This window comes from Streptomyces rubrogriseus (genome assembly GCF_027947575.1).
Classification (GTDB): Bacteria; Actinomycetota; Actinomycetes; order Streptomycetales; family Streptomycetaceae; genus Streptomyces; species Streptomyces rubrogriseus.
In genome coordinates this window covers 2,633,832-2,660,207 of sequence record NZ_CP116256.1, presented here as the reverse complement: position 1 = coordinate 2,660,207, position 26,376 = coordinate 2,633,832, and the positions used below count along the sequence as shown (strand labels likewise).

Here is a 26,376-nt window from a genome sequence, read left to right as displayed (position 1 = left end):
CCCCCAACGCCCAGCGGACTGCACGCCGTGATGAACCCGGACAAACTGGTGGTCGCAGGCCGTCAGCCGGCCCGGCCGTGAGGAATCCGCCCCGGTGATGTCACATTCCGCGGGTGCCGCGGGGTCCCAGCTGACGACAGGGCGCTCCACCCGGGAGCCCCACGTCCGACAGGGGCTGAACGACATGACCACGATCCTGGTGACCGGCGGCACCGGCACGCTCGGCCGGCTCGTCACCGATCGGCTGCGCGCCGACGGGCACGAGGTGCGGGTGCTCAGCCGGCACAGCGAGCCGTACTCCGTCGACCTGCGCGAGGGTGGCGGCGGCCTGGACGCCGCGCTCGCCGGAGTCGACACGGTCGTGCACTGCGCGACCACGCAGCGCGGCGGGGACGAGCGGTCGGCCGCGAACCTGATCGCGGCGGCGCGGCGGGCCGGCGTGACCCACCTGGTCTACATCTCGATCGTCGGCGTCGACCGGGTGCCGCTCGGCTACTACCGGTCCAAGCTCGCGGTGGAGAGGCTGGTGGCGGAGTCGGGGATCGGGTGGACGGTGCTGCGGGCCACCCAGTTCCACGACCTGGTGGTGCAGATGCTCCGGGCGCTCGCCAAGCTGCCGGTCGTGGTGCTGCCCGCCCACGCCTCCGACCAGCCGGTGGAGGTGGCGGAGGTCGCGGACCGGCTCGCCGAACTGGCCCAGGGGGCGCCCGCCGGGCGGGTGCCGGACATGGGCGGTCCCGAGGTGCGCACCTTCGCGTCGCTGGCCCGCGCCTATCTGGGCGCCACGGGACGCCGGCGGGCCGTGGTGAACGTGCCGCTCGCGGGGAAGACTTACCGCGCGTTCCGCGCGGGCGGGCATCTCGCGCCCGAACACGCGGTCGGCGAGGGCACGTTCGAGGAGTACCTGGCGGTTCGGTTCGGCGGCGGGGAGGGCGGGCGGCGCGGATGAGCGGACGGGCGGGGCTGCGGGCGGGGCTGGGACTGCTCGCGGGCGGCCAGGTGGTGCTGGGACTGTGGATCCTGCTGCTGCCCGAGCTGTTCTGGAAGTGGCCCTGGGTGTCGCACCTGCCGCCCTACAACGAGCATCTGCTCCGGGACTTCGGCGGGGCGAGCCTCGCGCTCGCCGTGGTGCTGTGCGCGGCGGTGGCGACGATGGAGCGCCGCCTGGTGCTCACGTCCCTGGTGGCCTATCTGGTCTCCTCCGTCGCCCACCTCCTGTTCCACGCCCGGCATCTGGAGCCCCTGTCCACGGGGAGTGCCGCGGGCTTCATGGTGCTGCTGGGAGCGGCGGTCCTGCTCCCGGCGGTACTGGTGTGGCTGGCGGCGGACGGCGCGGCGTTCCGGGAGGCGGGCTCCACGGGCACCGGCCGGCGCCCCGAGTGAGGCCCTTCCGGCCGCCCCGAGTGAGACCCTCCCGGGCACCGCGGGCTACCGCTCCGGCGGTGCGAACGCGGGCTACCGCTCCGGCGGTGCGAAGAGGTCGTCCTGGGCACGGTCGCGGGCGGTGAGCAGGGCGCCGCGCAGTACCGCGCCGCCGCCCAGGGTGCTGGGCCGCACCTCCGTGGCCAGCGGTGACATGCGGGTGAGCCGGTACTGGACGCGGTCGGCGAGGGCGTCGGCGCCGGCCCGGCCGATCTCACCGGCGAGGACCAGGCAGCCGGGGTCGAGGACGGAGACGACGGCGGCGGCGCCGAGTACGACGCGGTCGGCGAGGGCGTCGAGGAAGCCCTCCGCGGCGGGGTCGCTCCCGGACGCCGACCGGCGTACCGCCTCCCGGACCAGTGCGGCGGCGTGCGGCTCGGGACCGGCGGGTCGTGCCGTCACGCCGTGCTCCGCCGCGAGGGCGGTGACCGCCGCCGCCCCGGCCACGGAGTGGAAGCCGCCGTCGCAGTCGGTGGCCGACGGCAGGCCCGCCGTGCCCGGCACCGGCATGAAGCCGATCTCGCCCGCGCCCCCGGACACGCCCCGGCGCAGGGTGCCGTCGAGGACGACGGCGGCGCCGATGCCGAGGCCGAGCCAGAGCAGGACGAAGGTGTCCCGGTCCCGGGCGGCACCGTCGCGCTGTTCGGCCAGGGCGGCGAGGTTGGTCTCGTTCTCGACGCCGACCCGGGCCTCGGGGAACTTCTCCTGGAGCGCGGCCATCAGCCGGCGATGCCACTCCGGCAGCCCGGTGGAGTCCCGGAGTTCCCCGCCGACCGGGTCGATCAGGCCGGGCGCGCCGATGCCGACGGTGTGCAGCCGGTCGGCGCCGGCCTCCTTGACCGCGCGCTCGACCAGGCTCACCGCCTGCTCCACCGCGGGACCGGTGCCGGAGTGGTCGTCGATGGGCACGGAGGCCTCGGCGAGGACCCGGCCGAGCAGGTCGGAGACGAGTACGGCGACGCCTTCGGTGCGCACGTCGAGGGCGGCGAGGTGGGCGCGCTCGGCGACGATGCCGTACAGCTTGGCGTTGGGTCCGCGGCGCTGCTCGCCCGACTCCCCCGCCACCTCGATCAGTCCGGAGGCGGTGAGGCGTTCGACGAGGTCGGCGACGGTGGGCCGGGACAGGCCGGTCAGCTGCTTCAACTGCCCTGCCGTCAACGGGCCCTCCTGCTGGAGCAGATGAAGGGCGAGCCGGTCGTTGATGGCCCGGGCGGTGCTCGGTGATGCGGGCATGCCGGGATCCTTCCAGATCGGCGGCGCGGGGGCCGCACCGGTAATCCACTATCTATCAGGCAGGCTCCCTGATAGTTTACGCCGCGGATTGACGGACACGGAGGGGTGGACCATGAGCACAGGGACCTACGGGCGGCGCGAGGTGAAGCACGCCCGGTACGCCGTGGCGGCGGTGTTCGCCGTGCACGGCTCCGTCACCGGCTCCTTCGCGACCCGGGTGCCGTGGATCCAGGACCACGCCGGTGTGAGCGCGGGCCAGTTGGGACTGGCGCTCGCCTTCCCGGCGCTCGGCGCGTCCCTCGCCATGCCGCTGGCCGGGAGCGTCAGCCACCGCTTCGGCGCCCGTACCGCCCTGCGCGGTCTGCTGGCCCTGTGGACGCTGGCGCTGATCCTGCCCTCCCTCGCCCCGAACCTGCTCACCCTGTGTCTCGCCCTGTTCGTGTACGGCGCCACGGCGGGCATGTCGGACGTGGCGATGAACGCCCTGGGCGTCGAGATCGAGAACCGTCTGGACAAGTCGATCATGTCCGGGCTGCACGGCATGTGGAGCGCGGGCGCGCTGATCGGTTCGGCGGCCGGGACGCTCGCCGCCCACCTGGGCACGGACGCCCGGACCCACCACCTCCTGGCCGCCGCGGTGCTGACCGTGACCGGCCTGGTCGCCTGCACCTGGGTGCTGGACCTCCAGCCCGCCGAGGACGAGGACCCGCCGCCGCGCTTCGCGCTGCCGCCCAGGTCGGCGCTGCTGATCGGCGCGGTCGGGTTCTGCGCGGTGTTCGCGGAGGGCGCGAGCCTGGACTGGTCCGCGGTCTACCTGCGGGACGAGCTGGAGACCTCGGCCGGTCTGGCGGCGGCCTGCACGACCGGCTTCACGCTGACGATGGCACTGGCCCGGCTCGCCGGGGACAAGGTGGTGGACCGGTTCGGCGCGGTCCGCACGGTGCGGGTGAGCGGTGTGCTGGCCGCTCTCGGCGGTCTGCTCGTCGTGGTCGGCGGCCACCCGGCGGTGGCGATGTCCGGCTTCGCGCTGATGGGCCTCGGCATCGCCGTGGTCGTCCCGCTGTGCTTCGCCGCGGCCGGCCGGGCCGGCTCCAACCCGAGCCTGGCCATCGCGGGCGTCGCCACGATCACGTACACCTCGGGCCTGGTCGCGCCGAGCGCGATCGGCGGTCTGGCCCAGGCGACCAGCCTGGTGGTGTCGTTCGGCCTGGTGACCCTGCTGGCCTGCTGCCTGATGGTGTTCGCGAGGGTGCTGCGGGCCGGGGACCGGAACCGGCCGAAGATCAGTCCACCGGTCGCAGAAGTGCCCGGCCGGCAGTCCTGAACGCCTCGCTCCACGGCGCCGGGCGCAGCGTACGCGCGTCCAGCCGGACCAGCACCCGGGTGCCCCGGGCGTAGGTGGTGGCCCCGTCCGCGGAGCAGAACCGGAAGCCGTAGGTGAGACCGGTGGTGCCGAGCCGGTCCAGCCACAGGTGGACGGCGTACGCGCCGGGCCGGGTGACCGGCGCCTCGTAGCCGATCGTCAGTTCCCTGACCGCGTTGCAGGCGTCGCCGGCCGCCTCCCAGTCGCCCTCGAACCGGACGCCGTGCCCGGCCCACAGCTCGGTCCAGGCGCGCTCGACCATCACCGGGTAGCGGGCGTTGTGCAGCAGTCCGAGGGCGTCCAGGTCGTCGAAGTGGACGGTCACGGGGACGAGCCGGCCGTGGGACAGGGCGGGCGCGGTGGGGGCTTCGGCGGTCACGGGTGGGGCTCCTGGTCGTGCTCGGCTGTGCTCGGGTACGGCGGTTCCCGCTCATCCTAAGCGGACGCTCAGGACGCCCCTCGGGGAAGGGTGCAGGTCAACGCACGGCCGGGCACCCCCGACAATGGTCCGGACAGTCCTCACGTACAGAGAAAGCGAAACCTCACCATGGACCTCGGCGTGCGCTGGAAACTGCACGGGGACGGGAAGGTGCCCGCCCCCGGAGCGGTGGTCCGCCCCGACGAACGGCTCTCCTGGCCCCGCACGGCCGGGCTCGGCGCCCAGCACGTGGTGGCCATGTTCGGGGCGTCCTTCGTGGCTCCGGTCCTGATGGGCCTGGACCCCAACCTCGCGATCATGATGTCGGGCGTCGCGACCGTCATCTTCCTGCTCGCCACCCGGGGCCGGGTGCCCAGCTACCTCGGCTGCTCGCTCTCCTTCGTCGGCGTCGCCGCGGTCATCCGGGCGCAGGGCGGCACCAGCGCCACGGTGACCGGCGCGGTCCTCGTCGTCGGCGTCGCGCTGTTCCTGGTGGGCCTCGCCGTGCAGCGGTTCGGGGCGCGGATCATCCACGCCGCGATGCCGCCGGTCGTCACGGGCGCGGTGGTGATGCTGATCGGCTTCAACCTGGCGCCCGTCACCGCGTCCACGTACTGGCCGCAGGACCAGTGGACGGCGCTGTTCGTGATGCTGTTCACCGGTCTGGCCGTGGTCTGCCTGCGCGGCTTCTGGTCCCGGATCGCGATCTTCCTGGGGCTGGTCTTCGGGTACGTCCTGTCCTGGGCCCTCGACCGGATCTTCGGGAGGATCCACTCGGTGGACGGCAGCGGCAAGCTCACCGACCACTGGCGGCTGGACTTCTCCGCCGTGGGCCAGGCCGACTGGATCGGGCTGCCGTCGTTCCACGGGCCGAGCTTCGAGTGGTCGGCGATCCTGGTCGCCCTGCCGGTCGTCATCGCCCTGATCGCGGAGAACGCCGGGCACGTCAAGGCGGTCGGCGAGATGACCGGCGACAACCTCGACGACAGGCTCGGCACGGCGATCTCGGCCGACGGCATCGGCTCGGTGCTCTCCACCGCCGTCGGCGGCCCGCCCAACACCACGTACTCCGAGAACATCGGCGTGATGGCCGCGACCCGGGTCTACTCGACGGCCGCGTACTGGGCGGCGGCCGGTTTCGCCCTGCTCTTCGGCCTCTGCCCGAAGTTCGGCGCGGTCGTGGCGGCGATCCCGGGCGGTGTGCTGGGCGGCATCACCGTCATCCTCTACGGCATGATCGGGCTGCTCGGCGCGCAGATCTGGATCAACGCCAAGGTGGACATGCGCAACCCGCTGAACCTGGTGCCGGCCGCCGCGGGCATCATCATCGGCGTCGGCAACGTCAGCATGGAGTTCACCGACACGTTCTCGCTCAGCGGCATCGCGCTCGGCACGCTGGTCGTCATCACCGGCTACCACGCGCTGCGGGCCTTCGCCCCGGCCCACCTCAAGACGCAGCAGCCGCTGCTCGACGAGGGCACGTCGTCGTACGACGCGAAGACCGAATCCGGCGGCGCCGGTGCTGACGGCGGTGACGGCGGCGCCGGTGGTGACGGCGGGGCTCAGCGCGCCAGGTCGTAGGCGTACGAGGGCGTGAAGGTCCCCGGCTCGCCGCGGCAGCCGTCCGACTCCCCGGGCAGCTTGACCCACAGGTAGGCGTCGATGCGCCCCATGCCGGTGGTGAGGGTCGGTGCGCGGCCGAGGCTGCGGCCGTCCGGGTCGCACCACTCGCCGTCGGCCGGGGCGCCGTTGCCGTTGCGGCTGGTGTCGATGACGGCACCGAGGCTCGCCGGACCGCCGAGGGCGTCGAGGACCGCGCGGTCGTAGGCGACCTCGTCGGCGGTGGCGTGGAAGTTGGAGACGTTGCTGAAGACGCCGTCGGAGGAGTCGGCCGAGGCGGCACCGGCCTGCTTCAGCCAGCCCGCCTGCCTGGCCGGCGCGTGCCAGCCGGAGTGACCCGCGTCGTAGTACACCCGGGCGGCCGGGTCGGCGTCCTTGATGACCCGCCCGGCGCGGGCCAGGGAGGCGAAGCGGTCGGCGCGCCCACCGGCGGTCAGGCACTCGGACTGGGCGACCGAGTCGGGCTCCAGCACGACGATCACCTCACCGGAGCCCAGCCCGGCGGCGAACCGGTCGATCCAGGCGTCGTAGGCGTCGAGGTCGGGCGCGCCGCCCTCCGAGTGGCCGCCGCAGTCGCGGTCGGGTATCGCGTACGGCACGAGGACCGGCACCCGGCCCTGGGCGGCGCCCGCGGCGGTCACGGCGCGGACCCGGGAGGTGATGGTGGCCGGGGTGTGGTCGGCGAACCAGACGGCGGCCGGGTGGCCGGCGATCCGGGACGCGATGACGTCCCGGCGCGGGTCGTCGGGGTGGGCCCGGACCCAGTCGAGGACCTGGGAGCCGGGGTGCCGGTAGAGCCGGGTGGCGGCGTCCGTCGACCGCGGTTCCTTCTTCGCGGAGTTCCGCTTCGGCGAAGGGGCGGAAGTGGGCTTCGAGGCGGTCGGCGACGGTGACACCGACGGCGACGCGGATCCCGACGACACCGCCGACGGGGACGGGGACGGGGAGACGGGCAGGGCGTCCAGCCGCACCGAGCGCGTCACCCGCGGGTGGCCGGCGTCGGCACCGCCGGCGTCCTCGTCGCCGAGCGCGGTGAGCATTCCGGCGGCGGTCCCCACGGCGACGACGACGGACGCCGCCGCGACCATCGCAGCGCGTCCTGCGGCCCGCCTGCGCTCCGCCCTGCGAGCAGCCCGGCGCCGGCCACGACGGCCTGACACGTACGGTCCCCCTCCCCCGCGCGGCGGGCGCGTTCCCCCGTTCTGGGGAAGCGTCGGGCCCGCCGGCACTCCCGTCAGCCTAAAGCTGCGACGCTGCGGCCATGGCGCACTGCGAGCAAGTCCCGACGGCCGCCTTGACGGTGGACACCGTCCTGTCCCGGATGCGCGCCCTCGACACCGCGCTGCCGGCCCGGGACGGAGTCGCGGTCTTCAACCGCGTCTACCTCGCCGTCACGGAGGCCGTGGACCGGCACATCGACGGCGGCCGGTTCGCGGACGCCTCGGCCGCGACCGCGCTGGACGTACGGTTCGCGGAGCGCTATCTGGCCGCCGTGGACGCGGCGGAGGAGGACCGCCGTCCGCCCGCCTGCTGGCGCCCCCTGTTCCAGTTCCGCCGCCATCCCGGCGTACGGCCGCTGCAGTTCGCGCTGGCGGGCATCAACGCGCACATCGGCCACGACCTCGCGCTGGCCGTGGTGGACACCTGTCGTACGCTCGGCTGCGAACCCGTCGACCTGGAGGACGAGTTCGACCGCGTGGGCGATCTCCTCGTCTCGCTGGAGGAGCGCATCCGCGACGAGCTGATGCCGGGTCCCGACGTCCTGCAGATCGCCGACCCGCTGACCCATCTGCTGGGCTCCTGGAGCCTGGACCGCGCCCGCGAGGCCACCTGGGCGGCGGCCCGCGCGCTGTGGGCACTGCGCCGGCTGCCGGACGTCGCCGGGGAGTTCACCGTCCGACTGGACGCCGCGGTGGGCTTCGCGGGCCGCATGCTGCTCACCCCGCTACCGGACTGACCGGCCGGTTCCCGCGGCGTGCGCTCCCGGAACTCCCGCGCAATAGCTGTACGTTGCAACCGGTGGGCCTCATGGGCAACCTGGTGGGAACCATCGGCAACATCGCACCCCGACTGCGAAGGAGCACCCCGGTATGACGACCCGGCTCGGACTCGGCCTCCCCCAGATGCGGCAGTACGACATCGGCAAGGACGTCCCCGACGTGGCGCGCGCGGCGGAGCGGATGGGCTACGAGAGCCTGTGGGTGTTCGAGCGCGCCCTGTTCCCGGAGCCCGCGACCCAGGGGCTGTACGGCGTCGAGGGTCTGCCCTGGCCGGACACGTACCGGAGTGTGGCGGAGCCGCTGGTCACCCTCGCCCTCGCCGCCGCGGTCACCGAGCGGGCCCGGCTGGGCACGAGTGTGCTGGTCGCCCCGCTGCACGTGCCCTTCCAACTGGCCAAGTCGCTGGCCTCGCTGGACGCGGCGAGCGGCGGCCGGGTGGTGGCGGGCTTCGGCACCGGCTGGTCGCACGACGAGTACGCGGCGGCGTCCGTGCGGCCGTTCGCCGAGCGCGGCGCCGCCCTCGACGAGTTGATCGGGGTGTGCCGGGCGGTGTGGGGCCCGGACCCGGTGGTGTACGACGGCGAGGTCACGAAGATCGCGTCCGCGGTGGTCGGCCCCAAGCCCGCCCGGCCGATCCCGATCCTGCTGGCGGCGGGCGGCAGCGGCCGGGCCCGGCGCCGCCTGGTCGACCACGCCGACGGCTGGCTGCCGACCGGCACGGGCGCCGAGACCGTCGCCGGGCAGTGGCGGGAGCTGCGGGAGCTGGCCGCCGAACGGGGCCGCACCGAGCCGATCCGGACGGTGCTTCGGGTCAACACCCGCTACAGCGCCAGGAACTACGAGGGCTCCGACCGCCGTCCCTTCCAGGGCGGCGTCGACCAGATCGTCGAGGACCTGGCCGCGCACGCCGAGATCGGCCTGGACGAGATCCTCGTCGACGTGCAGAGCACCACGCGCGACGCCGAGGAACTCAAGGACGTCGCCGCCCTCGTCTACGAGAAGGCCAGGGCGGCCGGGGTCTAGGCCCCCGGCCGGAGACGCCCTAGTCCTCGGGGAGTTCCACGGGCGCGATCTCCTCGTACAGGTCGCCGGGGCCGGGGTTGGTCGCGTCGGTCTCGCCGCCGAGGTGGTGCATGACGCCCCAGACCGCGTTCAGCGCGGTCTGGACGGCGCCCTCGGCCCAGCCGGCCGTCCAGGAGATGTCGTCGCCGGCGAGGAAGATGCCCCGCTTGTCCTCCGGCAGGTCCTCCTGCATGAAGTGGGTGAACAGGCGCCGCTGGTAGCGGTAGTGGCCGGGCAGGTTGGCCTTGAACGCGCCCATGAAGTAGGGCTCGTTCTCCCAGGAGACCGTCACCGGGTTGCCGATGACGTGCTTCCGGATGTCGACCTTCGGGTAGATCTCGCCGAGCGACTTCAGCATGACCTCCATCCGCTCGTTCGCGGACAGCGGCAGCCACTTCAGGCTGTCGTCGCACCAGGTGTAGGAGAGGCAGATGACGGCGGGCCGGTCCGGGCCGTCGTCCAGGAGGTAGGTGCCGCGTGTCATCCGGTCGGTGAGCGTCATCGACATGACGTCCCGGCCCGTGTCCTCGTCCTTGTCGAGCCAGAAGGGCCGGTCCACGGGCACGAAGAGCTTGCTGGACTCCATGTAGTGGGTCCGCTCGATCGCGGTCCAGTGGTCGATCGGGAAGAGCGAGTCGTCGCAGGCGATCTTCGAGAGCAGCATCCAGGACTGGGCGGTGAAGATCGCCGCCCGGTAGGTGCGGATGTCGCCGTCGGCGTCGGTCACGGTGATGCGGTTGCCGGCGGTGCGGTTCAGCCGGGTCACGGCCGGGCGGGGCTCGCCGTCCGCGTGCAGGGACCGCAGGGAGGTGCCGTGCGGCCAGTGCACGATCTTCCCCGGCTCGCGCTCCCACAGCCTCAGCGGCAGCTGCTGGGAGCCGCCGACGATGCCGCGGTGGTGGTCGTCGGCCTCGGTGTAGACGACGCGGAGGATCTCCAGGATGGAGTTGGGGAAGTCGGTGTCCCAGCCGCCGGTGCCGAAGCCGACCTGGCCGAAGATCTCGCGGTGCCGGAAGGACTTGAAGGCCTCCGAGTCGCACAGGAAGCCGTAGAAGGTCTGGTTGTCGAGCTTCTCGACCAGCTTCGCCCAGATCTCGCGGATGCGCGGGACGTCGCGCTCGCGCAGGGCGCGGTTCATGTCGGTGAAGTCGGCGCCCTCTTCGAGGCACTTCGCCCAGGCGTCGGCCACGTCCCGGTAGACCTGCGGCAGGTCGTCGAGGGTCTCGGCGTAGTGCGACTCGCCCTTGAGGTCGACGACGGTCGACGGCGTGGCCTCGGCGAGGGGGTTGGGGAAGGCCTGGGTCCGAAGGCCCACCAGGTCGATGTAGTGCTGGAGGGCGGTGGAGGACGGCGGGAAGCGCATCGCGCCCATCTCGGCGGTCAGCGAGGGGTCGCAGCCGTCGAAGCCGACGGTGCGCAGGCGGCCGCCGATCCGGTCGGCCTCGTAGACGACGGGCCTCAGGCCCATCTTCATCAGCTCGTAGGCGGCCACGATGCCGGACAGGCCGCCGCCGATGACGGCGACCTCGGTGCCGTGCTCGGTGGCGGGTATCTGGCCGAGTCCCGCGGGGTGGGCGAGGAAGTCGTCGTACGCGTACGGGAAGTCCGGCCCGAACATGGTGATCGGCGGCTGCTGCTCGTCTGCGTGCTCGATCGCGTTGGGCACGGTGGACGTCATGGGGGGCGGACTCCTTGCACGGGTGGAACGGGCGGAACGGGGGGAGCGGGAGGGAGCGGGAGGGGGCGGGACGAGCGGTTCGCGGCTCAGGCGAGGGCGCCGTAGAGACCGGGGCGCCGGTCCCTCAGGTACGGGTTGGCCTCCCGGGAGGCGGCCAGGAAGGCCGGGTCGGCGTCGGCGAGGATCAGCTCCTCCCCCCGCCCGGCGCGGGCGCGGGCGACGCCGTCGGGCCCCGCGAGGACGGACAGGCCGACGAACTCGAACTCGCCCTCCCGGCCGACGCGGTCGACGTACGCGACGTACATCTGGTTCTCGAAGGCCCGTACCGGCACGACCGACTCGGCGACGAACTGGAAGGGGTGCATCTGCGCGGTGGGGACGAGCAGCAGGTCGGTGCCGGCCAGGGCGTGGGCGCGGACGTTCTCCGGAAACTCGACGTCGTAGCAGATCATCAGGCCCACGGTGAGGCCGTTCAGCTCGGCCTGGACGACGGGCTGCTCGCCGGGGGTGAAGTGGTCGCGCTCGAAGCAGCCGAAGAGGTGGGTCTTGCGGTAGCCCGCGAGCCGGGTGCCGTCCGCGGCGATGAGCTGGACCGAGTTGAAGACGCGCTCCCCGTCCCGCTCGGGGTAGCCGTACGCGACGGCCAGGCCGTGGCGCCCGGCGATCTCCGCGACGGCGTCGGCCGCGTCGCCGTCGGCGGGCTCGGCCAGGGCACCGACGGCGTCGCCGATGGCGTATCCGGTCAGGAACAGCTCGGAGGTGACGAGCAGCGCGGCTCCCGCGGCGGCGGCGCGGCCCGCGGCCTCGTCGAGGACCTCGAGGTTCTCGGCGGTGGAGCCGGGGCGGCCGGAGCTCTGGAGCAGGGCGGTGCGCATGCGTGTTCCTCACCGGTCACGAGGGGGGTTGGGGGGCCAGATAGACGGTACGGTCGGCGGACTCGGCCGGACAAGACGGACCTGTTGCGCGCCGGTGAGCGGATCGTTGCGTGCCCCGGGCACCCTGCGGCGATTCGTTGCGCACCCTCCGGCGGGTGCGGTACTCGTCCCCCGGGAGCAGACCGGGGCGGCCCTCCCCGCCGCGCGGCGGAGGCGGCTCCCGTCCTGGGCGCGATGTGGTGCGGGCGCGGCGCCGGGACAGTGGTGAGCGTTCGGTTCACCGGCTTCGATCCACGGGAGACGACCGCCATGAAACGCCGTACCACGACCGCCGCGCTCTGCGCCGCCCTGCTGCTCACCGCCGTCACCACGGGCGCGGCCGTCGCCGCCGGCCCCGACGGGAGATCGCACGACGGCCCGCCCCCGAGGGAGGCCGCCGCCCTGACCGGCACCGCCAAGCTGTACCGGTCGGCGGGGGACGACATCACCTTCACCTTCGACGCCCATCTGGCGGCCGAGGACACTGAGGACCCTCTCAAGGCGACCGGGACCTTCGAGTTCAGCCACTACCTGGACGGCAAGGGCGCACGTGCCGAGGCCACCGTGGACTGCCTCCTGACCGGCGGTGACGTGGCCGTCGTCTCCGGCGTCATCACCGACTCCGACCTCCCCGGCGCCGAGGGGAAGCGGGTCGGCATCACCGTCCACGACCTGGGCCGCCACGACCGGCTCGGCTACAGCTGGGCGGCGACGGGCAGCCCCGCGGAGGGCGGGGAGCTGCCCCGGTGCGTGGGGTCGGCGCCCTTCGAGAAGGTCAGGAAGGGGACCGGCGACTTCGACGTCGTGCCCTGGCAGCCGCGGCTGTAGTCCGGGCGGCGCCGGCCAGCAGCAGCGCCGTCAGGACGTACGGCAGGGCGGAGAGCGCGAAGGCGGTGCCGTGGCCCCATGCCGTGGCCGCCGCCGCGTAGGCACCGTAGGTGGCCAGGTTGCCCAGCTCGGTGCCGAGGCCCGCGACCGAGGTCAGGGTGGCCCGCCCGGTGTCGTCGATGCGCTGCTGGAGGCGGGCGTCGGCCAGCACGGTCGCCAGCTGGAAGCCGCCGAAGGCGAGGGCCACCAGGACCAGGGCGGCCGGCGTGCCGGCGAGGCCGCCCACGGCCAGGGCGAGCGCGGAACCGGTGAGCAGCGCGGCGAAGCCGTTGGTGGTCAGGCGCTCCGCCGCACCGGCCAGCAGGCTGCCGGCCGTGGCTCCGGCCCAGATCACCAGCAGCAGCCAGGGCACGGTCTCGGCCGCCACGCCGGTGTCCTGCGCCAGCAGCGGCGTGTACTCGTCGAGCGCGCCCCACACCGCGGTCACGGCGGGTACGAGGAGCAGCGCACCGCGCACGGACCGGTCGGCGCGGGCGTCGGCGAGTCCCGCGCGCAGGGTCGCGGACCAGCGTTCGCCGCCGCCGGAGGGTGTCCGGTGCTCGGGGAACCGGGTGGCCACGGCCGCCGCCGCCAGACAGGCGAGCACGCTCGCGGCGCCCACCGCGTCGTAGCCGCCCCAGGCGAACACCGGACCGGCCAGGCCCATGGCGGACATGGTCGCGGCGATGCCGATCGCCCGGGACCGGCCCATGACGCGGGCGTAGTGACCGGCCGCGCCGGCCCGCTCGAGCTCGTCGTAGACCAGCGCCTCCAGCGCGCCCGAGCCGAGCGCGCCGCCCGCGCCCCACAGCACGAAGCCGAGCGCGAAGGCGCCGTAGGAGGGCGCGAGCACCCACAGGGCGAAGCCGGCGGCGGTGAACAGCGGGCCGAGGACCAGCAGCAGCCGCCGGGAGACGGCGTCGGCCCAGGCGCCGGAGGGCACCTCGAGCAGGATGCCGGTCAGCGACCACAGGCCGAACAGCGAGGCCGTCTGCCAGACGGACAGGCCGGTGTCGCTGAACAGCAGCGCGTACACCGGGTAGAGCAGGACGAACTCGTCGCAGAACGCGGAGGCGTACAGCGTGCGCACGAGCCGACGGGTGTCGGTGGGCGCGGTGGCGGCACGCTCGGGCAGAGGTGAGACGGTCATGAGGCCTTCCCGAGGGGGCGGATCGGACACCGGAGTACGGCGTCCGGGGCGGCCCTCGGGAGGAGGCGCTACGGGTGGCGCGGGTGGATCAATGTCGTCGGCTCATGGCACCGATGCTAGACGCCGGCCGGCGTCCTGCCCATGGGATTACGTGGGCGAGCCCGACGAGAAGCGCCGCAGCAGCGGCGAGAGCACCAGCACCGACTTGGTGCGCTCCACGAAGGGCTCCCCGGCGATCCGCTCCAGGACCCGCTCGAAGTGCCGCATGTCGGAGGCGAAGACCTGGGCGACCGCGTCGGCGTCCCCGGTGACGGTGGACGCGGCCACGACCTCCTGGTAGCGCTCCAGGCCCCGCTGAATGGTCTCGGGCGAGGTGTTGCGGCGGCAGAAGATCTCGACGAACCCCTCGGTCTCCCAGCCGAGCGCGGCGGGGTCGACGCGGACGGTGAAGCCGGTGATGGCGCCGGTGGCGCGCAGCCGGTCCACGCGCCGTTTGACGGCGGGCGCGGAGAGGCCGACCGACTGCCCGATGTCCGCGTAGGAGCGGCGGGCGTCCTCGGCGAGGGCGTGCACGATGCGTTCGTCGAGATCGTTCAGCACTGCGGGTCGTTCACTTCACTTCTGGTGCGTCCGGGCCTCGGACGGGTCCGGTGTGGCGAGTCGGGAGCGGCGGTGGCCGTACCCGAAGTAGAACACGAGCCCGACGGCCATCCAGCCACCGAAGACCACCCAGGTGACGGTGGACAGGCTCCCCATCATCCAGACGCAGAAGCCGAAGCCCAGCGCGGGCAGGACCGGGGACAGCGGCACCCGGAAGGTGCGGCGCATGTCGGGACGGGTCCGGCGCAGCACCACGACGGCGATGTTGACGAGCGCGAAGGCGAAGAGGGTGCCGATGCTGGTGGCGTCGGCGAGCTGCCCGAGCGGGATGGCGGCGGCGAGGACGCCGCAGAACAGGGAGACGATCAGCGTGTTGGCCCGCGGCGCGCCGGTCTTCGGGTGGACCTTGGAGAAGACCTTGGGCACCAGTCCGTCGCGGGACATGGCGAACAGGACGCGGGTCTGGCCGTAGAGGACGGTCAGCACGACGCTGGCGATGGCGACGACCGCGCAGAAGGCCAGCAGGGTGCCCCAGAAGCTCTGCCCGGTCACGTCGGTCATGATCTGCGCGAGGGAGGCTTCGGAGTCGGTGAAGGTCCGCCAGGGCTTGGCGCCGACGGCGACGGCCGCGACCAGGACGTACAGCACCGTGACGATGACCAGGGACAGCATGATCGCGCGGGGCAGGTCGCGCTGGGCGTTCTTGGCCTCCTCGCCGGCGGTGGAGGCGGCGTCGAAGCCGATGTAGGAGAAGAAGAGCGTCGCACCGGCCGCGCTGACCCCGGCCATGCCGAGCGGCATGAAGTGCTCGTAGTTGCCGGAGCGGAAGCCCTGCACGCCGATCGCGCAGAACAGCACCAGGGCCGCGATCTTGACGACGACCATGATCGTGTTGGCGCGGGCGGACTCGCGTGCGCCGCCGAGCAGGAACGTCATGGCGAGGAGCACGACGATCAGCGCGGGCAGGTTGAAGAAGCCGCCGTCGCCGGGCGGTGCCGACAGGGCCGCGGGCAGGGTGACGCCGATGGTGCCGTCGAGCAGCTCGTTCAGGTACTCGCCCCAGCCGACGGCGACGGCGGCCACGGACACGCCGTACTCCAGGACCAGGCACCAGCCGCAGATCCAGGCGACCAGTTCGCCCATGGTGGCGTAGGCGTACGAGTACGAGGACCCGGCGACCGGGATGGTGCCGGCCAGCTCGGCGTAGGACAGGGCCGAGAAGAGCGCGGTGAGGCCCGCGACGACGAAGGACAGCGTGACGGCCGGTCCGGCCTTGGGGACGGCCTCGCCGAGGACGACGAAGATGCCGGTGCCGAGGGTGGCTCCGATGCTGATCATCGTGAGCTGCCAGAGGCCGAGGGAGCGGCGGAGGCTGCCGCCCTCGCCCTGGCCGCCCTCGGCGACCAGGCGTTCCACCGGCTTGCGGCGCATGAGGCGCGCGGCGAGGCCCGGGGACGGTGGGACGGCCGATGCGTCGTGGTGCGGGGGTGCGCCTTGGTCGAGCACGCGTTGACTCCTTTGTCGCTGCCGGTCGGGCCGCCGGGGTGGGCGGACGGGTCCCGGCGGGCCTGGGGAGCGGCGGGGACCGGCGGGCGCGCTCGTGCAGAACGGGGACCCACCGAGCGGGGTCCCCGCCACGCCACGTACAGCGCAGAACACTACGAGCGGGGCGGTGCCCCGGTAATGCAGCAACCTTGCGCGTTCGGGCACGATCGTTGCGTTCGACGCGGCAGCGCGGGTGTTCGTTGCGCGCGGGGGTGTGCGATGGTCCGCCCGGGGGCGGCGGACGGTGGATCGGGCCTGGTCAGTGACCGTCCGGCTCGCCCGCGGCGGCGCGTGCCCCGGCCGCGTCCGCGGCGTCGAAGCCGATCTGTCCGGGCTGGTCGCGGGCGGCCTCCTGGGCGTCGATCCAGCGCGTGTGCGCCTCCCAGGCGGCCTGCTTGCTGGTGCCGAGGGCGGCGCCGATCTGTGCCCAGGAGGCACCGGCCTCGCGGGCGGCGCGGACGGTGAGCTGGCGCCCGTAGGCGGCCTTGCGGGCGACCACCTCGCTCAGTGCGAGCAGCTCCAGGAGCCGGGGGCGGTCCAGGGCCTCGTCGTCGCTGCCGAACCCGGCGAGGGACTCGCGGGCGCGCAGCTCGTCGAGGCGGGCCACGGCGGTCAGCAGGGTGTGCTGCGGCTCGATGCTCTGCGGTGTCGTCATGCGCCCAGCGTCGCGTCAAGCCTGCCTGACGTCAAGCAGGCCTGACGGGACGGTGGACGGTGGCGGGCGCCGGTCAGCTCCAGCTGGCGTGCAGCGGCTTGCCCTCGGCGTAACCGGCGGCGCTCTGGATGCCGACGACGGCCTTCTCGGCGAACTCCTCCAGGGAGCCGGCACCGGCGTAGGTGCAGGACGAGCGGACGCCCGCGATGATCGCGTCGATCAGGTCCTCGACGCCGGGCCGGGCCGGGTCCAGGAACATCCGCGAGGTGGAGATGCCCTCCTCGAACAGCGCCTTGCGGGCCCGGTCGTACGCCGACTCCTCCGAGGTGCGGTTGCGCACCGCGCGCGCGGAGGCCATCCCGAAGGACTCCTTGTAGGCGCGGCCGTTGGCGTCGTGCTGGAGGTCGCCCGGGGACTCGTAGGTCCCGGCGAACCAGGAGCCGACCATCACGTTGGACGCGCCGGCCGCGAGGGCCATCGCCACGTCGCGCGGGTGGCGGACACCGCCGTCTGCCCAGACGTGCTTGCCGTACTTCTTCGCCTCGGCGGCGCACTCCAGGACGGCGGAGAACTGCGGCCGGCCCACGCCGGTCATCATGCGGGTGGTGCACATGGCGCCGGGGCCGACGCCGACCTTGACGATGTCGGCGCCCGCCTCGATCAGGTCGCGCACGCCCTGGGCGGAGACGATGTTGCCCGCGACGATCGGAACCCGCGGGTCCAGGTCGCGCACCACCTTGACGGCGCTGATCATCGACTCCTGGTGGCCGTGCGCGGTGTCGATGACGAGGGTGTCCACGCCCGCGTCGAGCAGCTGCTTGGCCTTGCCCGCGACGTCGCCGTTGATACCGACGGCGGCGGCGATGCGGAGCCTGCCCTTCGCGTCGACGGCCGGGGTGTACAGGGTGGCGCGCAGGGCGCCCTTGCGGGTGAGGATGCCGGCGAGACGGCCGTCCTTGTCCACGGCTGGGGCGTAGCGCCGGTTGGCCGCGTCGAGGGTGTTGAAGGCCTCGCGCGGGTCCAGGTCGGCGTCGATGAGGATCAGGTCCTTGGACATGACCTCCTCGAGCTGGGTGAAGCGGTCCACCCCGTTCAGGTCGGTGTCGGTGACCACGCCGACCGGCTTGCCGTCCTCGTCCACGACGACGCCCGCGTTGTGCGCGCGCTTGGGCAGCAGGGCCAGCGCGTCGGCGACGGTCTGGTGCGGGGCCAGCACGATCGGGGTGTCCAGGACGTGGTGGCGGCTCTTCACCCAGGAGACGACGTCGGTGACGACCTCGATCGGGATGTCCTGCGGGATGACCACGAGGCCGCCGCGCCGGGCCACCGTCTCGGCCATCCGGCGGCCCGCGATGGCGGTCATGTTGGCGACGACCAGCGGGATCGTGGTGCCCGTGCCGTCCGGGGAGCCGAGGTCCACGCCCTGCCGGGAGCCGACGGCGGAGCGGCTCGGCACCATGAACACGTCGTCGTACGTCAGGTCGTACGAGGGCTGGATGTCATTGAGGAAACGCACGTGCTGCACATCCCAGTCGATCAGAGGTGGCCCCCGGACAGGTCAGCCAGGGGGAAAGAGCACGTACTTCATTGTCCCATGACGGGTGGCCGATAATCCCCGGGCAGATCATCCAGGCTGGTCAGCGGCCTCCCTGGAGGATCCTCCAGGGCCGAGGGTGACGAACAGCCCCGGGCCGCGGTCGGTGGCCTCGGCGAAGACCTCCTCGGCGACGGCCCACTCGTCCGGCCGCGCCTCGGCGTACGCCCGCCAGCCCTCCACGACGAGGACCAGGCCCCGGTCGGCGGCGCCCTCGGGCCACACGGAGGGGTCGGCGAGGGAGTCGGCGAGGGAGTCCCAGTTCCGGCCGAACCGGTCGGGCAGCGCCAGGTCACGGGCGCAGCGGTCCATCAGGCCCGCCCTGTCCGTGACCCCGCCGAGGTCCAGCGTGACCACGAGCCGTCCCGCGGAGTCCTCGGTCATGTCGCGCGCCCTCCCTCTGCTCTTCCGTACCGACCGGCCGTCAGATTCCGTCGGGGTCGGTCCGGTTGAGCGTCGACTTCGGTGCCGAGCCGGCCGTCATCAGGTAGTCCGCGGCCGACGTGTCCGTGACCAGGCTGGTGACGAGACCGGAGCGCAGCACCGCGTCGATGGCCGCCGCCTTGCGCTGCCCGCCCGCGATCGCGACGACCTCGGGGATACGCCGGAGCTGGTCGGCCTTGACGGTGATGCACCGCTCCCCCAGGTCCCGCCCGACCCGGCGCCCTTCGGCGTCGAAGAGGTGCGCGGACATCTCGGCGGCGACCCCGAGCGACGCGTAGTGCGCGCGCTCCTCGTCGCTGAGCATGTCGTGCACGGTCGAGATGCCGGGCTCCCAGGAGCCGATGGAGACGCAGGCGACCGTGACCTTGTCGAAGTACTCGAAGGCCCGGGCGATCCCGGTCTGGTGCCGCAGCGCCTGCGCGGTGGCCGCGTCGGGCAGCAGCATCGGCGCGTAGATGGGGTGCGCGTCGCCGCCCGACACCTGGGCGGCGCGGCGCACGGCCTCCACCGAGCCGCGCTCGGCGGTCCCGGCGTCGTACACGCCCGTCAGCTGCACCACGGTGCACGGCGGCAGCCGGTCGAGCGCCGCCGCCATGTGGATGGTGGACCGGCCCCAGGCCAGGCCCAGCACGTCGCCCTCGTTGACCAGCTCGCCGAGCAGGTCGGCGGCCACCTCCCCCAGGTTCTCCGGGTCGGGTGTCTCCTCGGCGTCGGCCGGGGACTCCACCACGACGGCGTGCCGCAGCCCGTAACGGGCGCGCAGCGCGTCCGAGCGCTCGGCGTCCAGCTCGGCCGGCACCCGGATCTCGATGCGTACAAGGTCCCGCTCGAGGGCGGTCTCGAGAACCCTGGCCACCTTGAAGCGGCTGACGCCGAACTCCTCCGCGATCTGGATCTTGGACTTGCCCTCGAGGTAGAAGCGGCGGGCCATGGCCGCCGCCTGGACCAGCTCAGCGGGTCCCATCCGCATGGCTGAACGGCCCGCCGACATACCCGACACGGCGATCTCCTCACTGCTGTTCACACTCTGGATACGCCGTTCATCCTTGCAGATTCGGCGCACTTGATCAGCCCTGGTGGGAGCCGTTCACTTTCTGTTCCTCAGTGGTCGCAGGACCAGGATGCCTTGACCGTCGCCGCGTCGGCCTGCGTGCGCAGTGCACGTACCGCCTCGGCCGGGTCGGACGCCCCGTACACCGCGGACCCCGCGACGAAGACGTCGGCGCCCGCGTCGGCGCACCGCTCGATCGTGGCCGCCGAGACACCGCCGTCGACCTGGAGCCACAGCTCCAGACCGTGCTTCTTGATCAGCTCACGGGTGCGGCGGATCTTGGGAAGCATGATGTCGAGGAACGCCTGCCCGCCGAAGCCGGGTTCAACCGTCATGATCAGCAGCATGTCGAGTTCGGGCAGCAGGTCCTCGTACGGCTCGATCGGCGTCGCGGGCTTGAGCGCCATGGAGGCGCGGGCGCCCTTGGCCCGGATCTCCCGGGCCAGCCGCACCGGCGCGGCGGCCGCCTCGGCGTGGAAGGTGACGGAACCGGCGCCCGCCTCCACGTACTGCGGCGCCCAGCGGTCGGGGGCCTCGATCATCAGGTGGCAGTCGAGCGGGGTGTCGGTCGCGCGGGCCAGGGACTCGACCACCGGCACGCCGAGCGTGAGGTTCGGGACGAAGTGGTTGTCCATGACGTCGACGTGGAGCCAGTCGGCTCCCTCGACCGCCTTGGCCTCGTCCGCGAGGCGGGCGAAGTCGGCGGACAGGATGCTGGGGTTGATCTGCGCGGCCATGGGGCCAAGCCTGCCATGCCCTCCGGGGGTGAGCCGGGATGGGTCCGGGGTGGGCGGGGGTTCGTCGTCGGCCGCGGGCCCGGTGGTGGTTGCTCGCGCCCCCGCGGCGGAGCCGCACAGTGTCACAGCCCCGCGCCCCTTCGGGGCGCGGTCCCTTCCGAGGCGTTCAGCCCGTGCCGCAGACCGGGAGGTTCTGGGGTGTGCGCAGACGGTCCAGTTCCTCGAGGCGGGTGTCCAGGGCAGTCGGGTCGGCGAAGGTGCGGAGTACTGCCTGGTGGAAGGCGTCGCGGGTGGTGCGGGGCATCGCGTCGGAGGCGTCCCAGCAGCGGGTTCGGCCGGGTTCGCGCAGGATGGCCCCGATCTCCCGCTCGGTGGCGTCCTGGTCGTCGTCGGCCGCGGCCGACCTGTTCGCCGTGTACTCCGGCAGCGCGGTGTCCGGCTCGGCGAGGTAGCGGATCAGCCGCTCGGCCTCCGGGGTCGGGTTCAGTACGGCCGCGAGGTCACCGGAGACCTCCCAGGCGCCGGCGTCCGCTCCGGCGCCGGGCACGACCTCGGAGGAGTGGACGTGGTCGCCGCCCTCCTGCCGCCAGTGCCCGGCGCGGAAGGAACCCTGGTGTTCCAGGCTGCCCGGCGCGCAGTCGGCGTCGAAGGCGGTGGTCAGCACCTGCTCGACGCGGGCTCGGTCGCCCGCGCCCACCAGGTCGGCCCAGGTCGTCCAGGCCCTGCGCACGGCGTCGTCGGTCCACGGCAGCCTGCCGTTGGCCCACTCCTCGTACACCCGTGGACCGGCCTGCTGGAGCAGGATGTCCTCCACCCAGTCCGTGCCCGGCCAGCCGGACGTCGCGCCGGACTCCAGGCCGGCGCACCACCGTGCGGGAGGGCCGGCCGTCCCGGCCGTCGGTGCCGGTCCGGCGTACCACACCATGCTCTTGAGGCCGGTCTTCACGGGCAGCCAGTACGTGTGGGCGCCCTGCCCCGGCACGGTGACCTCGGGAGCCCAGAACCGGTCGTAGTCCCCGGCGTCGAAGAGGCCGTCCAGCGGGTGGAGCCGGCCGTCGACGGCGTAGGCGAGCAGTTCGCCGGGGCCGGGCAGCACCGCCACGTCGGGCGGGTTGCCGGCCGCCATGTCGGCGGCCAGCACCTGGCTGAGCGCGGAGCTGCCCTGGTAGACGACGTCGATCCGGTACTTCTCCTCGAACGGCTCGATGACGTGCTCCTCGAACTGCTCGCGCTCCGTGCCGCTCCAGTTGGCGAGCAGGGTGACCGAGCCCTGCCAGTCGCGCGCCCAGCGCACCCCGGCGTACACCCCGGCGCCCAGCAGGACCAGACAGACGCAGAGGATGCCCAGGGTGCGGGCGCCCGGGCGGCTCATCGCCGCCCCCGGAACCGGTACTCGGCGATCCGCGGCCACAGCCCCCACAGCGTCAGCGCCACCACCACGGCCCCTCCCAGCAGTATCCAGTCGGACAGCGAGGCCCAGAACCCGGCGTTCGCGAGCGCGCCCTGCACCTCGTCGGCCACCTCGGGAATGGCCTCCGGGGCGGCCGGCGGCACCCGTACCTCGAAGACGGAGTCGGTCATCGCGCGGTGTGCCGAGACGGTCTGCCAGGCCAGTACGGGCACGCCGACGGCGCACACCGCGGTGGCGGCCAGCAACCGCAGTTGCACGGGCCGCCGGAAGCGGCGCCGCAGGTACCGCTGGCTCTCCAGCAGCGCCCCGCACAGGGCCGCGTACAGCACCGCGACCGTGCACCAGCCGAGCCACAGCTGCCAGGGGAAGGCGGCCTGCCGCCGGGCCTCGGCCAGCTGTTCGCCGCGCAGGTCGTCCAGGCGGCTCATGATGTCGCCCTCGGTTCCGGCCTCGGCCTCGAGACCGAGGACCTTCTCGGCGTAGTGGAGGAAGGCCGCGCGCAGCGGTGAGCCGTCCGGTTCGCGGCCCCGGCGCTCCACCCAGCCCGAGTAGACGGCGATCAGCCCGGTGACGGTCTGGACGTCGTGGCGGCCCGCCAGGCCGGTGACGTTCTCCGAGGCGGCCAGGGCGAGGCTCTGCTGGGCGACCGAGACCTGGGTGAGGAACTCGCCGCTGGTGTCCCCCTCCGCGCCGGTCTCACGGACCACGGCGTTCGCCTGGCGCAGCGCGCTCTTCGCGGTGTCGACGGCCCGGATGCCGGGCGTGCTCGCGGTGGACAGCGGAACGGTGTCGTCGTGCACGCCGCGGTAGGCGAAGAACAGCGCGAGGGTGGTCGCGGTCGCCAGCACGAGCAGCAGCCTGAGTCTGCGGACGAGGTCCCGGCCGGTGGTGCTCACGGCCGCGCCCCGAAGCGGTGGCCGCAGGCCGGGCAGAACCGGGCGGCCGCCGGCGCCTTCCGCGAGCAGGCCGGGCAGGTCACGGTGGCCCCGCGGCCCGGCGCGCCGCCTGCCGCACCGGAGCCGGTCCCGACGCCGGTGCCGGACGCCGGGCCGTAGGTGCTGTGGCTGCTCGCGGTGATCAGGTGCTGGAAGTCGACGGCCGTGACCTCGGGGCGCAGGGCGACCCGGCCGGACGGCGCGTCCTCGATCCGCACCAGCCGGGCCAGCCGGGTCAGCTGCTCGTCGGCGCCCATGGCGTGGGCGAGCCGCACGGCCCGGCCGAGCTGCTGTTCGGCCAGGTCCCGCTGTCCCCGGCGGTGGGCGTCGGTGGCGGCGGCGACGGCCTCGCCGAGCCGCTGGTGCTGCTCGAAGTGCTCGACCTGGGCGTCGGTGTGCCGGGACAGGGCCGGATCGTCGGTCCAGTGCACCAGGCAGGGCCGCGGCGGCGGCAGCCGGACCTCGCGGCCGCCGGGCACGTCGACGGCGACCACGGCGAGCTGGAGGTCCTCCCCCCGCGGGCGGCCGGTCGGGTCGGCGGCCAGGCACAGCTGGTAGCGGCGCGTCTCGTCGCCCCAGGCCCGGGTGACGAACCGGCCGGTGCCGTCCTCGGCGGTCAGCTCCACCTCGGTGGGGAAGACCTGTTTGAGGTAGCGCACGGTGCACCCGGGCATGGTGGTCACGGAGACGACCAGTTCGGGGACGGTCTTGGTGAGCAGGCGGTTCATCAGCGCCTCGTACTCACCGGGCAGCGCCTCCTCCTCGCGCACGGACGAGGCACTGCCGTGCAGTCGGCTGGTGATCCGCAGCAGTTCCCGGCCGTCCCAGCCGTCGCCGATACCCCAGGCGTCGCAGACGAACCGGCCCGCGCACTCCTCCAGCACCCGGGCGAGCGGCATCTGCTCGTCGTGCTGGTTCTTGCCGTCGGTGAGCAGCAGGACGTGCCCGATGGGGGCGTCCTGCTCCGTCAGCAGCCGGCGGCTCAGGTCCAGCCAGGCGCCGATGCAGGTGCCGCCGCCCGCGACCGTCTCGCGCACGGCGCGCTCCGCCCGCGACCGGGTGCGGGCGGAGGCGCGGGCCATGCGCGGGGTGTCCGGGTACACCACGGTCGCCTGTTCGTTGCCCCGGACCACCGCGAACGGGGTGCCGTCGGGGAGCTTGCGGATCGCCGCGACGGCCGCCCGCTGTGCCGCGTGCAGCTTCTCCACCGGCCAGGTCATCGAGCTGGAGCAGTCCATGACCAGCACCTGCGCGAGTACCGGGCCGCCCGGGTGCCCGTCGCCCCCGGTGCCGTCCACGCGCACGCTGAGGATGGCGTGCATCTGCGCGTCGCCCGCCTCGCCGGGCAGGTACTTCCACTGGCTGATCTCCAGTCCGGCGGCCACCTGTCCGGCCGCCTCGCCCGTCCGGGGCGTTCCTGTCTCCACGTCTCCGTGCCCCCTCGCCCACGTCGTCGCTGCCTCGCACCGTCACGTGCTCATGTGCTCACGCCGTACGCCGCCACCCCCGCACCAGCTCGCGCAGCCCGGCCGGTGCCGGGAGCACCGCGTACGCGGTGTCCAGCAGGTCGCCGCGCTCGTCGACGCCGCCCGCCTGGTCGGCGAGGCGCCTGAGCGACGCGGACAGCAGCCGGCGCAGCGCCTCCTCGGTGTCCTGCGGGCCGCACAGCTCGCCGGCGGGGAAGCCGCTGCCCCAGCCGCCGGGCGGGCGGCAGGCGAGCGCGTGCTCGCGCAGTTCGGTCACCAGCCGGTCCCAGGACCCGCTGCCGTCCAGGTGCAGCCCCGCCAGCCGTTCGGCGGCCTCGCGCAGTTCGGCGGCGAGCGGGGCGGGCCGGTCCGGCAGCCTGCCGGTCAGGATCCGCACCGCCGCGACGCGGGCGGCGTCGTAGTGCCGGGAGGTGGTCGGCACGCCGTCCAGGACGTCGACGGCCGGGCGGCGTCCGGCTCGGCGCAGCCGGACCCGGGCCAGTCCGAAGGCGGCGCTGCCCTGGGTGGGGTCGCGGCGCAGGACGGCCTCGTAGAACTCCTCGGCCTGCGCCCGACGGACCCGCGTCCGTGCGGCCGCCTGTGCGTCGGCCGGTCCGCCTCCCTCCTCGGCGGACTCGCGGGGCCGCTCCGCGAGGTACTCGGCGCAGAAGCCGAGCGCCAGCTTGGGCGCCGCCTCGCCGGGCAGGGCCGCGTAGGTGGCGGCGAACTCGTCCTCCGCCTTGTCCACCGCGCCGCGCGTGAGGTGGATCAGTCCCCGGTGCCAGAAGATCCGCCAGTCGTAGTCGCCGCTCCACCCCTTGGCGCGGGCCACCCACTCCTCGGCCCGCGCGGCGTCCCCGGCCTCCAGGTAGGCGCGGCACAGCCACAGCGCCGTCTCCACGGTCCGCAGCGCCGGATCGCCCTCCGACCGTTCGGCGATGCGGTCGGGGGTGTCCGCGGCGAGCCCGCCGAGCAGTACGGCCGCCGGGTCCGAGGCGTCGGGGAGCGGGACCGGCAGGGCCCGGGCCGCCGCCCGGGGTTCGGGAGCCCCGGCCGGCAGCTCGGGTGTCCCGGTTCCGGGGCGTCGCGTCCACCACTGGAGTGCCGGGACGGTGCCGAGGGCGGCGCCGAAGACCGCCGCGGTGGGCTCGAAGCGGGTGGAGCGCTCGGGATACGGGTCGCGCCCGCCGAGGGCCTGGTCCTCGCGCAGCACCTCCCACAGCTGGCGGGACATCTCGGCCGCGGAACGGAACCGGGCGGCGGGCTCGGGGTGGGTGGCGCGGCGGATCAGCGCCTCGAAGGAGCGGGCGGCCAGTCCGGCGGGCCGGGCGGCGCGTTCGGCGAGCACCTTGAGGGTCCGGCCGACGGTGTACAGGTCGCTGTCGACGTCGAGTCCGCGCCGGTCGCGTTCGCTCTTCGGCGGGGCGTATCCGTGGGTGTGGACGAGCCCGGAGGAGCGGTCGTCGATCCGGCGGATGGCGCCCAGGTCGATGACCTTGATCTCCCGGCCGTAGTGGATGACGTTCTCGGGCTTCATGTCGCAGTAGAGCAGCCCCCGGTCGTGCAGGTACTCCAGGGCGCCGAGGATCTTGCAGCCGTAGGTGATGACGTGCCCGAACTCGAAGCCGCCGGTGCCGAACAGCCGCGCCAGCTCCTCCTCGGGGGCGAAGCGGATCCAGGACAGGGACCGGCCGCCGACGTACTCCATCACGATGTAGCCGGTCGGTTCGGCGTCGCCGGGCACCTGGTGCTGGACGTGGGTGACGATGCGGACGATGTCGCGGTGGTGCAGCGTGGTGAGCGAGCGGCGCTCCTCGACGGCCGCCCGGCGGGCCACGGCGTCGCCGGTGTTGATCAGACCCTTGAGGACGACGTGCAGGCCGGGCACCCGGGTGTCCTCGGCGAGGTAGACCCAGCCGTGGCCGCCGACGGCGAGGTAGCCGAGCACCGCGTAGTGCCCGGCGACCCGGTCTCCGGGGCGCAGCTTCGGCCGGAACGAGTACTCCGTCCCGCACTCGGGGCAGAACCCGTGGTCGGGCGCGGGGCCGCCGTCGTAGGAGACACCGATGGTGCCGGCGCAGTTGTCGACGCCGCAGCGCCGGCCGCCGGTGGGGGGCCGGGCGACGGTGTCGGCGGCCTCGGAGGGCTCCGGGGAGGGGAGGTGGGGCAGGACCAGCAGCCCGTCGCGGTCCAGCTCTCCGGCGGCCGGGG

The 26,376-nt window shown here is 73.7% G+C and carries 24 protein-coding genes and 1 pseudogene; 7 read left to right on the top strand and 18 right to left on the bottom strand.

All coding sequences use genetic code 11. The annotated features are described in order from the left end of the window. Positions 1-184 precede the first annotated feature (184 nt). Positions 185-949 carry an SDR family oxidoreductase gene (locus tag Sru02f_RS11825; RefSeq protein ID WP_109034028.1) on the top strand — a complete coding sequence of 255 codons (765 nt, stop codon included), beginning with the start codon at positions 185-187 and terminating at the stop codon, positions 947-949. Then, entirely contained in the window at positions 946-1,383 is a 438-nt protein-coding gene (locus Sru02f_RS11820; RefSeq protein ID WP_239106276.1) for a hypothetical protein, read from the top strand. The genes Sru02f_RS11825 and Sru02f_RS11820 overlap by 4 nt, the downstream gene beginning before the upstream one ends. A gap of 72 nt (positions 1,384-1,455) precedes the next feature. Here Sru02f_RS11820 and Sru02f_RS11815 read toward each other — a convergent pair whose 3' ends face one another. Further along, entirely contained in the window at positions 1,456-2,655 is a 1,200-nt protein-coding gene (locus Sru02f_RS11815) for an ROK family transcriptional regulator (RefSeq protein WP_109034026.1), read from the bottom strand. Between the two features lie 112 nt (positions 2,656-2,767). Here Sru02f_RS11815 and Sru02f_RS11810 point away from each other — a divergent pair, with 112 nt between their 5' ends. Next, entirely contained in the window at positions 2,768-3,979 is a 1,212-nt protein-coding gene (locus tag Sru02f_RS11810) for an MFS transporter (RefSeq protein WP_109034025.1), read from the top strand. Here the strand turns inward: Sru02f_RS11810 and Sru02f_RS11805 are convergent. After that, positions 3,939-4,397 (bottom strand): acyl-CoA thioesterase, encoded by a 459-nt coding sequence (locus Sru02f_RS11805; protein ID WP_109034023.1) that lies wholly within the window; start codon positions 4,395-4,397, stop codon positions 3,939-3,941. The genes Sru02f_RS11810 and Sru02f_RS11805 overlap by 41 nt on opposite strands. A 168-nt stretch (positions 4,398-4,565) precedes the next feature. Between Sru02f_RS11805 and Sru02f_RS11800 the strand changes: the two genes are divergently transcribed. Next, the gene (locus tag Sru02f_RS11800; RefSeq protein ID WP_109034021.1) at positions 4,566-6,017 is read left to right on the top strand and encodes a uracil-xanthine permease family protein; all 1,452 of its coding nucleotides are present in this window, start codon (positions 4,566-4,568) and stop codon (positions 6,015-6,017) included. Here the strand turns inward: Sru02f_RS11800 and Sru02f_RS11795 are convergent. Next, positions 5,999-7,144, bottom strand: coding sequence for a glycoside hydrolase family 6 protein (locus Sru02f_RS11795; RefSeq protein WP_109034019.1), 1,146 nt, complete (start codon positions 7,142-7,144; stop codon positions 5,999-6,001). The genes Sru02f_RS11800 and Sru02f_RS11795 overlap by 19 nt on opposite strands. 173 nt (positions 7,145-7,317) lie before the next feature. Between Sru02f_RS11795 and Sru02f_RS11790 the strand changes: the two genes are divergently transcribed. Both Sru02f_RS11790 and Sru02f_RS11785 read left to right on the top strand, forming a co-directional pair. Further along, the gene (locus Sru02f_RS11790; RefSeq protein ID WP_109034017.1) at positions 7,318-8,013 is read left to right on the top strand and encodes a DUF5995 family protein; all 696 of its coding nucleotides are present in this window, start codon (positions 7,318-7,320) and stop codon (positions 8,011-8,013) included. Between the two features lie 133 nt (positions 8,014-8,146). After that, positions 8,147-9,079 (top strand): LLM class F420-dependent oxidoreductase, encoded by a 933-nt coding sequence (locus tag Sru02f_RS11785; RefSeq protein WP_109034015.1) that lies wholly within the window; start codon positions 8,147-8,149, stop codon positions 9,077-9,079. Between the two features lie 19 nt (positions 9,080-9,098). Here the strand turns inward: Sru02f_RS11785 and Sru02f_RS11780 are convergent, their stop codons facing one another. After that, positions 9,099-10,796 (bottom strand): flavin monoamine oxidase family protein, encoded by a 1,698-nt coding sequence (locus Sru02f_RS11780; protein WP_109034013.1) that lies wholly within the window; start codon positions 10,794-10,796, stop codon positions 9,099-9,101. Between the two features lie 86 nt (positions 10,797-10,882). Then, positions 10,883-11,671, bottom strand: a complete 789-nt coding sequence (locus Sru02f_RS11775) for a carbon-nitrogen hydrolase family protein (RefSeq protein ID WP_109034011.1) — start codon at positions 11,669-11,671, stop codon at positions 10,883-10,885. Positions 11,672-11,980: 309 nt separating this feature from the next. Between Sru02f_RS11775 and Sru02f_RS11770 the strand changes: the two genes are divergently transcribed. Continuing rightward, positions 11,981-12,538 (top strand): Repetin, encoded by a 558-nt coding sequence (locus tag Sru02f_RS11770; protein WP_164274137.1) that lies wholly within the window; start codon positions 11,981-11,983, stop codon positions 12,536-12,538. Here the strand turns inward: Sru02f_RS11770 and Sru02f_RS11765 are convergent. The 13 genes and pseudogenes from Sru02f_RS11765 to Sru02f_RS11705 form a co-directional block, all read right to left on the bottom strand. Next, the gene (locus Sru02f_RS11765) at positions 12,486-13,727 is read right to left on the bottom strand and encodes an MFS transporter (protein ID WP_109034009.1); all 1,242 of its coding nucleotides are present in this window, start codon (positions 13,725-13,727) and stop codon (positions 12,486-12,488) included. The genes Sru02f_RS11770 and Sru02f_RS11765 overlap by 53 nt on opposite strands. 147 nt (positions 13,728-13,874) lie before the next feature. Beyond that, positions 13,875-14,327 carry an Lrp/AsnC family transcriptional regulator gene (locus Sru02f_RS11760; RefSeq protein WP_003977367.1) on the bottom strand — a complete coding sequence of 151 codons (453 nt, stop codon included), beginning with the start codon at positions 14,325-14,327 and terminating at the stop codon, positions 13,875-13,877. Positions 14,328-14,342: 15 nt separating this feature from the next. Beyond that, on the bottom strand, positions 14,343-15,833 hold the full coding sequence (locus Sru02f_RS11755; protein ID WP_109034007.1) for an amino acid permease: 1,491 nt from the start codon (positions 15,831-15,833) through the stop codon (positions 14,343-14,345). A gap of 298 nt (positions 15,834-16,131) precedes the next feature. Then, the gene (locus tag Sru02f_RS11750) at positions 16,132-16,527 is read right to left on the bottom strand and encodes a hypothetical protein (RefSeq protein ID WP_109034005.1); all 396 of its coding nucleotides are present in this window, start codon (positions 16,525-16,527) and stop codon (positions 16,132-16,134) included. Between the two features lie 73 nt (positions 16,528-16,600). Next, positions 16,601-18,043 (bottom strand): GuaB1 family IMP dehydrogenase-related protein, encoded by a 1,443-nt coding sequence (locus tag Sru02f_RS11745; protein WP_164279790.1) that lies wholly within the window; start codon positions 18,041-18,043, stop codon positions 16,601-16,603. Positions 18,044-18,151: 108 nt separating this feature from the next. Further along, positions 18,152-18,505 (bottom strand): barstar family protein, encoded by a 354-nt coding sequence (locus tag Sru02f_RS11740; RefSeq protein WP_109034001.1) that lies wholly within the window; start codon positions 18,503-18,505, stop codon positions 18,152-18,154. Between the two features lie 40 nt (positions 18,506-18,545). Then, entirely contained in the window at positions 18,546-19,589 is a 1,044-nt protein-coding gene (locus Sru02f_RS11735; RefSeq protein WP_087810377.1) for a sugar-binding transcriptional regulator, read from the bottom strand. Between the two features lie 77 nt (positions 19,590-19,666). Next, a complete protein-coding gene (gene rpe / locus Sru02f_RS11730; protein ID WP_109033998.1) occupies positions 19,667-20,353 on the bottom strand; it encodes a ribulose-phosphate 3-epimerase in 687 nt (228 codons plus the stop codon). A 166-nt stretch (positions 20,354-20,519) separates the two neighbouring features. Continuing rightward, positions 20,520-21,725 (bottom strand): ABC transporter substrate-binding protein, encoded by a 1,206-nt coding sequence (locus tag Sru02f_RS11725; protein ID WP_109033996.1) that lies wholly within the window; start codon positions 21,723-21,725, stop codon positions 20,520-20,522. Beyond that, complete coding sequence (locus Sru02f_RS11720; protein ID WP_109033993.1) at positions 21,722-22,660, bottom strand: hypothetical protein; 939 nt, start codon at positions 22,658-22,660, stop codon at positions 21,722-21,724. The genes Sru02f_RS11725 and Sru02f_RS11720 overlap by 4 nt, the downstream gene beginning before the upstream one ends. Next, positions 22,657-24,126: a VWA domain-containing protein gene (locus Sru02f_RS11715; protein ID WP_109033991.1), complete on the bottom strand. Its 1,470-nt coding sequence runs from the start codon at positions 24,124-24,126 to the stop codon at positions 22,657-22,659. Before Sru02f_RS11715 ends, Sru02f_RS11720 begins: the two co-directional genes overlap by 4 nt. Before the next feature lie 58 nt (positions 24,127-24,184). After that, complete coding sequence (locus tag Sru02f_RS11710; protein ID WP_373103443.1) at positions 24,185-26,113, bottom strand: tetratricopeptide repeat protein; 1,929 nt, start codon at positions 26,111-26,113, stop codon at positions 24,185-24,187. A 93-nt stretch (positions 26,114-26,206) separates the two neighbouring features. Continuing rightward, a pseudogene (locus Sru02f_RS11705) lies at positions 26,207-26,335 on the bottom strand (hypothetical protein); the annotation flags it as partial. Between the last annotated feature and the right edge of the window lie 41 nt (positions 26,336-26,376).